Genomic DNA, 13,504 nt, shown 5'->3' with positions numbered 1-13,504 from the left:
CGAGAGATCAGGAGCGCGGCCAGATCCGGCAGGGTCTCGACGGTCCTCGAGGAGGGCCGGCTCCAGAAGGCCGGGATATGAACTCCTCTACCGCGTCTGGCACCAGACCCAACTGGGTCTGGTGCCGCGACCCTGCGCCTACCGTGGCGCTCCGCGTCACCGGGACACTCGACTCCAAGCGCCCCTACAGCGGGGGCCGCCCGGCCGGTCCAGCGGTGACGCCTACCTTGTGACCACTTGCTGTGCGCGTTAAAATCCTCTCGGCGGAACCTGCACATCAAGCGGTCCGAGCTAGGACCTTTCAGGGCAGCTCGGAATCGGAGTAGGACTCAATAACCCATTCGGGTGAATGTGCTGCTTGGTGATCTCACGCGCTCTCGCGGGCGTACGTCGCCTGACTGAAGTGCCCCATGGCCACGTGGATGCGGGTCGCCTGTTCGGTGCCGAACCCACCAATCCGCACGGCCGTGCCGTTCCGAGGCTGGACGATCAGCACGCGGCGACGCGTCAGCCGAACGTCCTGAATCTCAGCCCAGCTGAGCTCCGCGCCGCGCCACTCCAGACCTTCGGGGGAGATTGCGATCATCGGTCCCCGCACTGCGCGCCAGACAACGCTGGCGACCACGAGTGCGACCACCGCCCAGGACGCGATCGCCGCACCGGTGGCGAGGGCCTCGTTCTGAAAAGCCGATGAGCTGTACACGAAGGTGCCTACGCACCCAAGCAGAAAGATGAAGAACAACCACACCCGTCGTTGCCCACCAAAGACACGAACCGTGCGATCAGGTTCGGTTGGGTTGTCTGGATGTTGGTATCGAACCAGCTTGCGCCGGGGCTTCCTGGAGCACCACGCTCCGGTCATCGCGTTGATCCAGGCGAGTTTCGACTGGCTCACCGTGAGCCCTGTGCCGGGTCGGCCGCGATGCTGGCCAGGAACGGCTTGTACACCTGCGCGGCCGGAGTGGTGCCCAGCGGTGGCTCCTGGCTGAGGACTTCCGACTTCCGGAGAGCCTTGTCGACACCCTTCAGCATTCGGTCGATAGCCTTGATCAGAGCTTCGCCGCCGGATTCGTTTACACCGACACCCGCCGCGACCGAGGCCGAAAAGCTGGCCGCCGAGTCGCTAATCCCCTGCATACCGGCGAAGAACGCCTCCGGCATGACCAGTCCCCTCCCTAACGCTGCGTCGTCTTACGGTAACAAGTAGTCGCAGCCTTGTCCGGAGGATCCGACGCATTGTGTACGCCGCCGGTTCCTGTGGGTTACCGGTTCGAATTGACGATCCTGGCGACGAGACGCTCGAGGGCCGCCTGATCAGCGGGGGTGTACGTGGCCGTCAGGCGTCCGTCCTGGCCGGTGGCGGGGATCACCGCGTACCTCCCGACGTCGGTGTCCAGGTAGTTGATCGTCCCCAGGTCGGTCTCCTGCTCATTGCGGCCACGCGCCGAGACCTGCAGATAGCCGGCGCCCAGTCGTGGGCGGCGCAGGATCTCCTCGGCAGCTGCTCGCTGCCCGACCGGCGACGGTGCGGCCGCCTTCACCGGGGATCTGAAGGTCTGTTCGGAGAAGTCCTCATCCAGTCGCCTCCGACCTGCTGGAATCGAGGTATCGGCCACCGTGACGGACACCCCTGGGCCGGGGCGCATCGGAGGCAGCAGTCGCACCAAGCGAGGCACAACCGCGTCGGGCTGGCAAAGCCGGAAGACGATCGCGTTGTCCCGCTGCTCCGCGACCACGCCCGTCCGGTCGTCGGTGACCGCGAGTGCCACAGGCTGCGTGTCACCGGCGGTACCGACCAGTGCGATTACAAGATGCCCGCGGGCGAACACATGCAACGCCTGCACCAGTTCCGGCGCGAACTCGCCGTCACGGACCAGTTCCCGGTCAATCAGGTCCCGGTGCACGGCCTCGATCAGCCGGACCCGGTCCTCACGTGTGGTGCCGTGATGCGGAATGGCGAACGGGAACCGCCGCAAATTGATCCGCAACGCCTCGCCGAGCACATCCAGCGCCGCGAACGAACAGACGATCTCCCCCGACACCCTGAAACCCACCTCTCGCTGTCCGCACCGCTCCCCACGGTGCGTGACCGCGCGACATACTGCCAGTCGAACACTCGTCAACAGAGCGTTACCACTCCGACTCAGTCGAAGATCTCACCCGGTTGGCGCAGCCTCACCCGCAAGGCGAGAACGAACACGAGCGCTTGTCACAATTCAGCTATCACCTCGGCGATGAGCTCGAGCGACTCTCCCTCGGGCAACGCCGCCTCATGCAGCTTCTCGAATCGCTGCGTGCACTGCTCGATCAGGTCCAGGTCCTCGACGTACTCGCCCTTGATGAACGTCTCGAAGTACGCCACGTCGTTGTGCTGGCGGTGCGGGAAGCTGAGCAACGTGAACGGCACGCCCATCGCCGGATATGCGCCGGTGCCGCGCGGAACGATCTTCAGGGAGACGGACTCCAGCTCACTCATCTCCATCAGGTGCAGCAGTTGCGCCCTCATCACCCGCGGTCCGCCGACAACTGGCCGGAGCACAGACTCAGGGAACACCGCTTGGACGTTGAGCGGATCCTTGTCGCAGAGTCGGCTCGACCACGAGTCCCTGACCGCTGCCTGCAGCGCCGCACGGTACGGATCGTCGACCCGTACCGCGAAGTGCGCGTAGTCAGGGAGCTGGAGCAGCGGCGGAACAAAATCAGTGGTGAACGTCCGCAGCACCGTCGCTTCGAACACCAGATTGGCGAGGTCGGCCGCCGGGTCGAACAACACCGCACTGCCATCGAGCATGCGGGTACGCGCCCGCTCGGCGTGCTGCGACAGTTGGACGACAGACTGCCATTCCGAGGCCGGTACCTTGTAGACATATCCCAGCGCCATGATGTCAAGCACCGCGGACGGCTGCACCGCGTTCTCCATCATGGACAACTTGGCGCTGCTGAAACCCACCCGCTGCCCCGCCTCGGTGAGGCTGAGCTGCCGCTCGTTGCGCCACCCGGCCAGCTGCCGCCCGATGGCGCGTTCGAGCGTCGTGGCCCGGAAGTCCTTCGGCATCCTGGGTCATCCCATGCCCGCCGCGTCGCCCAACTCCTCGAACGGCACGAAGCTGCACCCACGCAGCTCGCGAACCAATGCCACTGCGACCATCCAATGAGTCAGCGGATCACCGTAGGTAAGACGAACGGCATTGACCGCAACGGGCGCAAACACACCTGGCCGGTAGAGCGTGCCCCATACACCCACGACCGCGAACTCCCGAACCCGAACGGCAACAGCGCCGCGCCGAAGCGCTGGGCACAGCCGCATCGACGTCCCCACGCACCGAGCACAGACCGGCGGATCCACCGAAGCCGCACCTTCAGGCCAACCTGGCCAGTCCTCGCGGAAATCCCGCATCAACCACAGGACACCCTCCGGTGTTCGATCCGCCGGCCCCGCACACACTTGGCACAGCAACTCGCGCATCGCCCTCCGCTGCCGAGCCGGATGCACCCTGGCGAACTCCGGCCTTCCCTCCAGGGGACGCTCCGCCACTCGCGCCCACAGGACACCCTGTTCATCCCGATCACCCAGAAGCTCACGGGCATAACCGACACCGCGGCCATCTGGACGCACCGCCAAGTCACACCGCAGGCCCTGCTCAGCAGACCGCGCGGTCACATACGGCGCGACAATGCGGCCAGGCTGCAGTGTTCGAACCTCGGTCATCGTCACTCGGTTCTCTCGTGCTCGTTGTCGTCAATCCTGTGTTATGCAACGGGTTTAGTCACCCCGCGCTGAGAGCTGCGTGCGCCACCGCTGTGAAGTCCGGAACCGACACGCCTGCTGGTCCTGTGAGCCATCGCAACCGGTGCTGCCCGAACCGACTCGGCGGAAGATCGACGCAGCGCCCGGCGCGGACGTGGTCGACGCCAAGCTCAGCGAGTTCCGGCCGAGCTGTACCCGCGTTCGGTGCGACGAGAAAGACCCAGCGAACGCCGTGGTCATCAGGCGACTCGAACAGCGGTGCGGAGTCGTCGAGAGCCACGCGCACCCTTTCGCCAAGTGCCCTGGGCATGTCCAGCGCATCCACCCCGCAGCCGGACATCAGCCACACGCCAGAGCGGTACACGCCGACGGCCCAGCCGTGCTCGTCCTGATAGGACTGAGCGGCGGCCTCGTACTCGGTCTGTGGACCCTCTCGCGTGCCGATACCAAGACGAGTTGCGTTGTGGGCGAAGGACATTGGTCACCTCACGATTGCGGGTAGGAGAAGGCGAGGAGCCAGCCGCGACGTCGGTGGCGGCAGCTCGTCCAGGCCGTCCAGCACGTCGCAGAGCGTTCCCGTAACCAGCCAGCACGCCTGAGGTCGACGACCGTCGACCACCGACTCAACGAGGAAACGCCCGGCCTGGGCGTCCGTGTCCGACTTGACCCGCAGCACGTCGAGCCACTCGCTGTGGCAAAACGAATAGATCAGCACCACCAGTTCATGCGGCGGGTTCAATGAGCGGACAGTGTCGAAGGACCAGCCCCGCTCCTGGTGCAGATGCCGCAAGCGCTGCATCTGGGTGATCACGCCGAGAGCGCAGGCGTTCACAGCTCGGTCCTCGACAACGCATGACGGCCGTGGCCGGCGGGATGGAACAGAGCGATCTGGGCCTGCAGGAACACCCGGCACGGCACCCGCCGCCGTCGCCACCACCGACCCGCTCGGCGGCACTGCCGGCAGAAACCGTTCTCGTCCGGCGCATGCCCGCCGAACAGTGCGTCGAAGGCGTCGACGATCAACGGCAACTCACTGCGAGCGATGACCAGTGCGGCCTCGTCGCCGCCGTCCGAAGCCACGTTCTTCACGGTCGCCAGGTAGCTCGTCACCTTGCGATGCAGTTCGTCGAAAACCACGTCCATCACCCCGACACCCCTTTCGCTGAGCCTGGGGGCACTTTGCTTTGGGCCGACGGGGCTGCAGGGGCGCTTCACCACCACGCGACGGCCCAGCCCCGTGCAAGGGGCCAGCAGCCCCGCCGACACATGCAAGGTATAACGTGCAGTCGCACGACAGACATAGCCCAATCGGGTCTATATCGTGCAACTGCACGAGTTTTGGGCGCGCTAGGCTCACTGCATGGCAGCCGCACCAACTCGAGCCAAGAAGCGCCTCGGCCAGCACCTCGCGAACCTCCGTGATGCAGCTGAGCGGTGAACGTGTCCGAGACGTACTTCAGGAAGATCAAACCAAGCACGGGGTGCTTGTACTCAGCAGCATCCATTGACGACCGCAACGCGGTCGCCGAGTCCCACAGGACCTCTTCGAGGCTCTTGTTCTGCTTCGGCCTCGTCTTCGGTGGCACCTGCCACCCTCCTTACCCGTTCCGCGACACTAGTCGACCCACAGTAGCGATCAACGCCTTGACCGACCCACCATCCAAGCAGAACCGTCGTCGGAGTCAGTCCTCGTTCCCGGCCATCTTGCTGTCGGGTTACGCAACATGTTTTGACTGGCAGCTGTGTCGAAGTTCAACGGGTTTGCCGGCGAAGCTGAACCGCAGACGAGGCTATGAGGCCCTTCTCGTGCCACATACGCAGCACCCTGCGACCGTAGTTGTTGGTTCCCGCGACACGGTCCAACTCGGCGCCGGTCGGCACTCGACCGTGCGCGGCTTGCGCGCGAAAGTAGACCCACATCCGCTGTTCAGCGGTCGGCTCTGCTGGCGGACGAGGATCGCCTGAGACTGCTGCGAGGCGTACCGAGCCGACGGTCTCGTCGTCACTCTTGTCGTTCCCAGTTCCGGTCTCGTTCGCGGTCTCAGCGCGACGACGCTTCAGCGCGTGATTGAGCAGCTCGACCGCGAGCAGTAGTGCCAGCGGCGGGCACGCCGCGACCGCCACGGCGAATACGCTCAATTCGGGAGCTGCGGCCACGTTGGCGCACAGCGAGAGCACGATGCCGAACGCGAACGCCAGCCAGGCCTTCCAGCGCCCGCTACCGAGACCGGTCTTCCACAGCTCCACCGTCGCCGTGGTCAACAAGCCGTCCACGATCAGCGGCCAGATCGCTGCGGTTGTCTCGTCCGCGCCGAAGCGGAGCGCGAACTCGCGCCCGTGCCGGTACGAGGCGTACGCCGCACCGAGCGCGACGAGAGCCGTGCACGCGCACTGCACCCACAACGAACGGTCCCGACGAGCGGTGGCAGTCATCGCGCGCCACCTGCTCGGTGCCCAGCCTCGATCGCTGCCCTGGCGGACTCGGCGCATTCCCCGACACAGGCGTGAACCTGGGAACTGGTCACCGAGCGCCCAACGGGCACCGACGCAACCACGACCTGTAGGTAGTTCGCTCCGCACACCGGGCAGGCCAGGCCGTCAGCCTGCAGGCCTGTCAGGCCATGAATGATCTCGTTCGGGTTCATCGCGCATTACCGCCAGCGCGACGGCGGCGGCCACGTGGGACCTCCACTGTGGCGGAAACCTGCAGTTCACGGCGGGTGCGGGACTGTGTAGATATTGTACGAGACGTACCCGCGGCACTGCACAACTCAATCGGGGGACGCGCCGGCGCGCAGGTGATCCTTGCAAGATCGCCCTGGAGGGTTCGACACCCTCGTCTTCCACTCACGTCCCGTAGCTCAGTCCGGTGAGAGCGTCCGTCTGATACGCGGTAGGTCCCAGGTTCAAGTCCTGGCGGGACGACCAACGTTCGCACACGAACCAGTGAAGTAGATTGGACCCCACGACCGACGGGAGTGGGTGGAGTGGCACGTCTGCACGTCGGCTGCGCGATGTGGACCCACAAGGCGTGGCCCGGACGGTTCCTGCCGCAGCCCCTGCCGCCGAAGGAACGCCTGCGGGCGTACGCGGGCTGGTGCAACGCGGTCGAGGGCAACACCACCTTCTACGCGACCCCCGCCCGCGGCACCGTGGAGATGTGGGCGCAGCAGGTCGACCCCGGCTTCCGGTTCATGGTGAAGGTGCCGAAGGTCGTCACGCACGAACTCCGGCTCGCCGGGGTCGAGCGGGAGATGCGGGCGTTCCTCGACGCGATCGAACCCCTCGGTGAGCGGGCCGTGCTGTGGACGCAGCTGCCCTCGTCGTTCGGCCCGAACGACGTCGAGGCCCTCGGCCGGTTCCTGCGCAGGCTGCCCGCCGATCGCCGGCGCGCCGCGGAGGTGCGCCACCTCGACTTCTTCACCGACGCGCGCTCGACGTCACTGCTCGAGGCCACGCTCGACGACGCGCGCGCCGAGTGGGTGCCGTTCGACACCGAGGTCCTGTTCCAGAGCCCGCCGTCCAGCGAGGGCGAAGCGGAGGCGTGGGCCAGGAAGCCGAGGATGCCGCGGCGGACGCGCGCGCTGACCGATCGGCCGGTCGTCCGGTACCTCGGCAGGGACTCTGTCGAGGAGACGGTGCGGGGGTGGCAGCCGTGGACCGAGGTGGTCGCGGGATGGCTCCGCGAAGGCCTCTCGCCGACGTTCTTCATGCACACGCCCAACAACGACGACGCGCCCGCGCTGGCCCGCCGCTTCCACGACGACGTGCGCGCGTTGGTTCCCGAGCTCGATCCACTGCCCGAGCCGGAACCGGTCGAGCCCGCGACCCTGTTCTGAGCCGTACAAAGGAACCGTGGACCACAGCAGCAGAGCGCTCTCCTGTGCCGGTGCCCTGTTCTTCGACGAGGCGGGGCGCGTCCTGCTCGTCGAGCCGACCTACAAGCCGTACTGGGAGATCCCGGGTGGTGCGGTCGAACACGGCGAGACCCCGCGCGAAGCGTGCCGCCGCGAGATCGAGGAAGAACTCGGCCTCACCAGAGAGCCCGGCCGGCTGCTCGTGGCCGACTGGGCGCCACGCGACGGCGAGGACCGCGTCCTGTTCGTGTTCGAAGGCGGCCTGCTCACAGCCGGCGACCCCATCCGCCTGCCACCCGAGGAGCTCAGGTCCTACGAGTTCGTGACGCCGGAGCAGGCCCGGGAACGCCTGATCCCCCGGCTCGCGCGCCGCGTCACCGAGGCGCTGCGAGCGAGGGAATCAGGCGAGACCCGCTACCTGGAGCACGGCGTTCAGGCGTAGACCCGTTCCACGAACGACGCCAGCCGGTCCTCCGGCAGGTGCCGTGCCAGGTCCGCCTCCGACACCATGCCGACCAGCCGGTGGTCCTCGATCACCGGCACCCGCCGGATCTGGTTGTCCTCCATGGTCCGCAGCACCTCGGCGATCGAGTCCGACGCGTCGACCCAGTGGACGTGGCAACCGAACTCGCCGGCCTTCGTCGTCGCCAGGTCGAGCCCGCCCGCCACGGCCCTGACCACGATGTCGCGGTCGGTGATGATGCCGTGCAGCCGGTCGTCCTTGCCGCAGATCGGCAGGGATCCGACGTCGAGGTCCCGCATCAGGCGGGCGGCCTCGACGAGGTTCGCGTCCTCGTCCACGCACCGCACGCCGGGGTGCATGATGTCGCGCGCTGTCGTCACAACGTCCTCCTTCCGGCCCGAGACCCCAGCATCCCCCCGCGCGGACCGGGGCGCAGATCAGACCGGCGCCGTCTGCGCGACCAGGAACGCCACCACGTCGGCCAGCCTGCCGCGGCGCGCGAACGCCCTGCGCTGCCGCACCGCGCCCGTGCCGTCGAGCAGCAGCCGGTCGATGCCCGTGGTCACCAGGTCGTAGTCGCCCGCGAACTCGAGCGCCGGCCGGATCCACCGCAGCAACGACGCCACGATCGACGACGCGGGGGTGGGCGCGCCGGTCGCCGGGTCGATGCCGAAGCCCTCCAGACCGTCGCGCGCGGCACGCCACATCGCCACCTTCAGCAGGTGCGGCGGCAACTTGAGCGGTGCGGCGCCCGAACTCAGTGCGGTTGCGGCGATCCCGCGCACCAGCGCCGCCATCAGCACGGCCTCCTCCACCGTCGGCGCGACGTCGGAGACCCGCAGTTCGAGCGTGGGGTGGTTGGCGGAGAGCCGCACGTCCCAGTACAGCATCCCGGCGTCCATCGCCGCGCCGCTCGCGACGATCTCCTCCCGTGCCGCGTAGTACTCGGCGGCGGAGTCGAACAGCGGTGGCGCACCCGAAGTGGGCCAACGGTTCCAGACCACGTAACGCCAGCTCGCGTAGCCCGTGTCGCCGTCGAGCCAGTACGGCGAGTTCGCGCCCAGCGCCAGCAACGTCGGCAGCCACGGCCGCAGGTGGTTGCTCACGAAGATCTTCGACTCGTCGTCGGGCAACCCGACGTGCACGTGGCAGCCGCAGATCGCGAGGTCGTTGGTGAGCGCGCCCATCTCCTGCGCCATCCGGTGGTAGCGCGGGGAGTTCGTCAACGGGGTCGGCATCGTGAGGCCCAGCACGGGCGTCCCGGTCGCGGCGAGCCTCGCGTCGTGCCGCGCCGCCCGTTCGATCAACGCCCTGCGCGCCACGGCCAGCTGGTCGCGCAGCACGGCCATGTCCGTGCACACGCCGCTGGCCGATTCCACCTGGTATTGCGCGATTTCCGGCTGCAGGTCGACTTCGAAGGAGTCGGCACCGGCGAGAACTTCGTTGGCACGGTTGGCCAAATGGCCTGTGGAGTCTTCGACGAGCACGAATTCCTCTTCCACGCCAACGGTGAGGAGTCCGTCGATGCTTCTGCGCTGCGCGGGTACCGATTGAGTTCTGCTGCCGACCTGCACGCCGAACCTCCAGTGCACTGAGTAGCACTCCCGATGCTATGAGTGATCAGTGCGCCGCACAGCAGGCGTTCGGTTGTACTTGTCAGCTCACCGCGCGTTGCTCGACTCCACGCAGCACGTCACGTCGTTCGGTGCCCGGCCGGCCCATGACCCAGCTGGACCCGGCGAGCGACTTCGCGTGCTCCTTCACTGGCGCCAGCAACCGCGACACCTCGCGATACGAGCCCACTGATCCCGGGGCACAGATAAGGGTCGCAAGAGAGAGGGTGACGTGTCGTCCCTCTGCCGTGTACGCCTTGTCGAGCAAACGAGCACTCAGCGGCACCGTCTCGTCGAGGCCCGCGAGCAAGAGGAAGTCGTCACCGCCGACATGCCCGACCTGCACGCCGGGGAACGCGTGCGCGAGGTCCGCCAGGTCGTGCCCGATCTCGCGGATCAGGTCGTCGCCCGCCGCGAACCCGACCGTGTCGTTGACCAGCTTGAAACCGTCGACGTCCAGCCACGAGATCGCGAAGATCTCACCGGCCGCGATGCGCCGGTCCACCTCGTCCGAGATGACGTCGCTGCCCGGCAGCCGGGTGAGCGGGCTCAGCGCCGCCGCCTGCTCCACCTTGAGCTCGGCGACACCGCGCACGACGTCCGCCACGCGCACGACGCCCATGCACCGCTCGTTGTGGTCCACGACGACGAGGTCGTCGTTGGTGCGCTCGCGGTTCGCCCCCGCCACCACGTCCAGCAGGTCGAGCGCCGACGACTCCGTGCCGATGACGTGCGGCTTGTCCGCGAGCCGCGCGGCCTCCCTCTTGGCGTGCAGGGCGTGCCCGTACGGCCCGGTGACCGCGAGCAGGAACCGGTTGCGGTCCACCGACCACTTCGGGCGTCCCTCGTCGTCGAGCAGCACGACACCCGTGACCGAAGGCTGGGTCGCGAACACCTCGCGCACCTCCTCGCTGGTGGCGTTCTCCGGCAGCACCGTCGCGGGGTGCAGGAAGGCCGTGATCCGGGGACCCGTGCTGGCGCGGCGGATCTCCCCGGTCTCGGTGACCGACTCGGGCGCGATGCGAGCGTTCACCGCCGGCCTTCGCTGCGGGGGAGCGAGGAACCTGCCCTGCGCGTACCCCACCCCCAGCTTGCGCAGGTAGGTCAGCTCGGCCTCGGTCTCCACGCCCTCGGCCACGACCTGGCCGCCCGTGTACTCGCCGAGGTGCACCAACGACTTCACCAGCGCTCCCCGCGCGGCGTTGTCGGGCAGCGACCGGACGATCTCGCGGTCGAGCTTGACGTAGTCCGGCGAGGCGCTCGTCAGCAGTCCGAGCGGCACGTCGCCCTCGCCCACGCAGTCGAGCGCGATGCGGAAACCGTTGTTCCGCAACGTCTGCATGCCACGGGCGAGCCGTGCGCGGTTGGCGCGCGAGTACGGTTCGCCGATCTCGACGACCACGCTGTCCGGCGAGCGGCCCGCGTCGCGCAGAGCGCCGTAGATGGGGCTCATGACCTCGGGCTCGTCCGCGACCGTGATCGCCAGCAGGTTCACGTGCAGCGGCAGGATCAGGTCGAAGTCGGCCGCGGACCGGATGGCGCGGCAGGCGAGTCCGACGTCGGCGTTCGCCAGCAGGCCGGCGCGGAAGGCGGCCTGGAGCAGATCCTGCACGCTGCCGTCGTGCGGCCGGGCCAAGGCCTCGATCGCGACGACGCCCCCGGTGTTCAGGTTGAACAGCGGCTGGAAGGCGAACCTGACGTCATCCAGCAATGCGGGCACGCCCTCGATCGTGCCGGTGCGAACGACTCGCACCAAGCGGGTTCACCAGCTGTTCACGATGTTGGCGGCCACCAGCCACACCGGCGCTGCGCTCGGTGACACGGCGTGCACGCTGGGAGTTCGCTAGAAGAAGAGTTTCCACCTGAGGTGTGCCGGAGCGGTCAGGAACAACGTGTTCATGGCCTTGACGTTGCCCGTCAAGTCCTCGCGGCCGGAGAGGTACGCGCGCTGCAGTTCGGGGGCGAGCCCGAAGAACACCTCGAAGAAGTCCTTGGTCTCCTCGGCGTCGAAGCGGAGCAGGACCTCCAGGCCGTGCTTGCGCATCGCGTGCACGAGGCGTGCCTTGGGGGACCAGATGACGTGCTTCGGGTCCTTGCCCGCCTTGATCGCCTCGGCCACCCGCGGGGCGAGCTGCAGTGCCGTGGCGACGCTGTAGCCCGTCGCGGGGTGGATGAAGCCGGCCGCCGCGCCGAACGCCCCGCCTGCGCGGGGTGCGTCGAGGGGGAACCGGACGCGTTCTTCTTCGGCGCTGGGGTCGAGCCGTGCGTGCAGGCGTTCGCGAAGCTCGCTCAACGGCATGCCGGGCCTACGCGCCAGACACGTCTCCTCCACGAGAAGGCGGTTATCGCCCAGAGGGACCGTGTAGAGGAACGTCTCGCCGTCGCCGCGCCAGTCCATCAACGTGGTCTCGGTGCTGTCCGATTCGATGACCGTCCCCACGGCCGTCTGCTCGGCACGTCCCTTGCGCGCGCCTGTGGCGTTGAACGTGTGACGTGCCGGCTCCGGCCGTTGGAGGACGGTGACCTCTTCCGGCAGTTCGTGCAGACGTGCGTTGTCCAGGATGACGTAGGTGCGCTCGATCCGGTGCTCCTCGCGCACGTACGCGCGAACAGTCGTGCTCGTCGTCTTCACCGGAGTGTCCGGTGGGAGCTCGTCCGCCCACGCGCCGTACGTCGCCGTCCAGGGGCGTTCTGGACGGCGGTCGACTATCGCCGTGTGCAGTCCTTCCTGTGCGCAGGCGCGTGCGAGCGCACGGCCGGAGGGACCTCCGCCAATCACCACCACGTCGAACATCACGAGGTCCATGATTGACCTTGTGGCCAGGACCTACCGTCAGCACCTCATCCGCCGTGTCGGCAACGTCGTGATCAGTCGTGCCGTTTCGCTCGGCATCGGACCCTCCTACTACGTGCTGCTGACAACCCGAGGCCGTCGCACCGGTGCGGAGCGGACGATCCCGATTCGTCTGATGAAGCACGACGGCCGGGAGTGGCTCGTCGCGCCGTATGGCGTTCGGGACTGGGTGCACAACGCACGCGCGGCCGGGGCGGCGGTCCTGCGAAGGGGACGCAGGTCACGTCAAGTCGTTTTGAACGAGGTTCCCGCGTCCGTCGCGGCGCCCGTGCTGGCCGCATATGTGCGTAAGGAGCCTGTGACTAGGCCTTTCTTCGACGCGAAGGTCGGCGACGCCGTCTCGGCGTTCGAGGCCGAGGCAGACCGCCACCCGGTCTTCGCGGTGACGAACGCGCAGGTCAGCGGCGGTTCAGGCGCTTAGGGGACCCCCCGATTTGGAGATCGAAAGTGCCCCGTGTAATGTTCTCCAAGTCAGAGCGACACGGGCCGGAAAACAAGCCGGAACGGGCCTGACCACAAAGCCGGAAGACAAAAGCCTCTCAGAGGCGGATTTGACACCGGCGAGCAACACCAAATAAGCTTCAGAAACACCAGCCCCGAGTGAAACTCTCCGGAAACGGAGATTGAATCCGGTGAGCGCGTGTTCTTTGAGAACTCAACAGCGTGCCGAAACACAGCCAGTAATATGAATACCCCTCGTCGGGGTATTCCTTTGAGATGCAAGACCAGATTGCCAGACATATTCCGTCTGGAGCGATCACAACGATCCTTATTGGAGAGTTTGATCCTGGCTCAGGACGAACGCTGGCGGCGTGCTTAACACATGCAAGTCGAGCGGTAAGGCCCTTCGGGGTACACGAGCGGCGAACGGGTGAGTAACACGTGGGTAACCTGCCCTGTACTCTGGGATAAGCCTTGGAAACGAGGTCTAATACCGGATACGACACCGGATCGCATGATCTGGTGTGG

At 67.1% G+C, this 13,504-nt stretch carries 16 protein-coding genes, 1 tRNA gene and 1 rRNA gene; 5 read left to right on the top strand and 13 right to left on the bottom strand.

Annotated features, from left to right (window positions below; genetic code table 11):
- Window positions 1–367 precede the first annotated feature (367 nt).
- The 9 genes from BMY74_RS09050 to BMY74_RS09010 form a co-directional block, all read right to left on the bottom strand.
- Window positions 368–895 carry a hypothetical protein gene (locus tag BMY74_RS09050; RefSeq protein ID WP_143091500.1) on the bottom strand — a complete coding sequence of 176 codons (528 nt, stop codon included), beginning with the start codon at window positions 893–895 and terminating at the stop codon, window positions 368–370.
- The gene (locus BMY74_RS09045; protein WP_089912754.1) at window positions 892–1,161 is read right to left on the bottom strand and encodes a hypothetical protein; all 270 of its coding nucleotides are present in this window, start codon (window positions 1,159–1,161) and stop codon (window positions 892–894) included. The genes BMY74_RS09050 and BMY74_RS09045 overlap by 4 nt, the downstream gene beginning before the upstream one ends.
- A gap of 101 nt (window positions 1,162–1,262) precedes the next feature.
- Window positions 1,263–2,042 (bottom strand): ESX secretion-associated protein EspG, encoded by a 780-nt coding sequence (locus BMY74_RS09040; protein WP_177229648.1) that lies wholly within the window; start codon window positions 2,040–2,042, stop codon window positions 1,263–1,265.
- A 167-nt stretch (window positions 2,043–2,209) separates the two neighbouring features.
- Window positions 2,210–3,055, bottom strand: coding sequence for a helix-turn-helix domain-containing protein (locus BMY74_RS09035; protein ID WP_089912749.1), 846 nt, complete (start codon window positions 3,053–3,055; stop codon window positions 2,210–2,212).
- Window positions 3,056–3,767: 712 nt separating this feature from the next.
- Entirely contained in the window at window positions 3,768–4,226 is a 459-nt protein-coding gene (locus BMY74_RS09030; RefSeq protein ID WP_089912746.1) for a hypothetical protein, read from the bottom strand.
- A 3-nt stretch (window positions 4,227–4,229) separates the two neighbouring features.
- Complete coding sequence (locus tag BMY74_RS09025; protein WP_143091499.1) at window positions 4,230–4,559, bottom strand: hypothetical protein; 330 nt, start codon at window positions 4,557–4,559, stop codon at window positions 4,230–4,232.
- 17 nt (window positions 4,560–4,576) lie between these two features.
- A complete protein-coding gene (locus BMY74_RS09020) occupies window positions 4,577–4,891 on the bottom strand; it encodes a hypothetical protein (RefSeq protein ID WP_089912740.1) in 315 nt (104 codons plus the stop codon).
- A gap of 68 nt (window positions 4,892–4,959) precedes the next feature.
- Complete coding sequence (locus BMY74_RS09015) at window positions 4,960–5,334, bottom strand: type I restriction-modification system subunit M N-terminal domain-containing protein (protein WP_143091498.1); 375 nt, start codon at window positions 5,332–5,334, stop codon at window positions 4,960–4,962.
- 166 nt (window positions 5,335–5,500) lie between these two features.
- A complete protein-coding gene (locus BMY74_RS09010) occupies window positions 5,501–6,181 on the bottom strand; it encodes a DUF2637 domain-containing protein (RefSeq protein ID WP_089912736.1) in 681 nt (226 codons plus the stop codon).
- Between the two features lie 417 nt (window positions 6,182–6,598).
- Between BMY74_RS09010 and BMY74_RS09000 the strand changes: the two genes are divergently transcribed.
- From BMY74_RS09000 to BMY74_RS08990, 3 genes are all read left to right on the top strand, one after another.
- A tRNA-Ile gene (locus BMY74_RS09000) sits at window positions 6,599–6,676 on the top strand.
- An 86-nt stretch (window positions 6,677–6,762) separates the two neighbouring features.
- Complete coding sequence (locus BMY74_RS08995; RefSeq protein ID WP_089914158.1) at window positions 6,763–7,587, top strand: DUF72 domain-containing protein; 825 nt, start codon at window positions 6,763–6,765, stop codon at window positions 7,585–7,587.
- 16 nt (window positions 7,588–7,603) lie between these two features.
- Window positions 7,604–8,047: an NUDIX domain-containing protein gene (locus tag BMY74_RS08990; protein WP_089912730.1), complete on the top strand. Its 444-nt coding sequence runs from the start codon at window positions 7,604–7,606 to the stop codon at window positions 8,045–8,047.
- On the opposite strand, the gene BMY74_RS08985 is transcribed toward BMY74_RS08990, so the two are convergent.
- The 4 genes from BMY74_RS08985 to BMY74_RS08970 form a co-directional block, all read right to left on the bottom strand.
- Complete coding sequence (locus BMY74_RS08985) at window positions 8,038–8,448, bottom strand: CBS domain-containing protein (protein WP_089912727.1); 411 nt, start codon at window positions 8,446–8,448, stop codon at window positions 8,038–8,040. The genes BMY74_RS08990 and BMY74_RS08985 overlap by 10 nt on opposite strands.
- Before the next feature lie 57 nt (window positions 8,449–8,505).
- Window positions 8,506–9,642: a carboxylate-amine ligase gene (locus BMY74_RS08980; RefSeq protein WP_281244969.1), complete on the bottom strand. Its 1,137-nt coding sequence runs from the start codon at window positions 9,640–9,642 to the stop codon at window positions 8,506–8,508.
- 82 nt (window positions 9,643–9,724) lie between these two features.
- Window positions 9,725–11,434, bottom strand: a complete 1,710-nt coding sequence (locus BMY74_RS08975) for a GGDEF domain-containing protein (RefSeq protein WP_245786052.1) — start codon at window positions 11,432–11,434, stop codon at window positions 9,725–9,727.
- A 90-nt stretch (window positions 11,435–11,524) separates the two neighbouring features.
- Window positions 11,525–12,487, bottom strand: a complete 963-nt coding sequence (locus BMY74_RS08970) for a lycopene cyclase family protein (protein WP_245785992.1) — start codon at window positions 12,485–12,487, stop codon at window positions 11,525–11,527.
- A 10-nt stretch (window positions 12,488–12,497) separates the two neighbouring features.
- Here BMY74_RS08970 and BMY74_RS08965 point away from each other — a divergent pair, with 10 nt between their 5' ends.
- Both BMY74_RS08965 and BMY74_RS08960 read left to right on the top strand, forming a co-directional pair.
- Window positions 12,498–12,956 carry a nitroreductase family deazaflavin-dependent oxidoreductase gene (locus tag BMY74_RS08965; RefSeq protein ID WP_218159581.1) on the top strand — a complete coding sequence of 153 codons (459 nt, stop codon included), beginning with the start codon at window positions 12,498–12,500 and terminating at the stop codon, window positions 12,954–12,956.
- 348 nt (window positions 12,957–13,304) lie between these two features.
- Window positions 13,305–13,504: ribosomal RNA gene (locus BMY74_RS08960) — 16S ribosomal RNA — on the top strand; the annotation flags it as partial.

This window comes from Lentzea albida, from assembly GCF_900111005.1.
GTDB classification, from domain to species: domain Bacteria; phylum Actinomycetota; class Actinomycetes; order Mycobacteriales; family Pseudonocardiaceae; genus Lentzea; species Lentzea albida.
The sequence above is the reverse complement of the archived record's forward strand: the minus strand, read 5'-3'. Positions and strand labels throughout refer to the sequence as shown.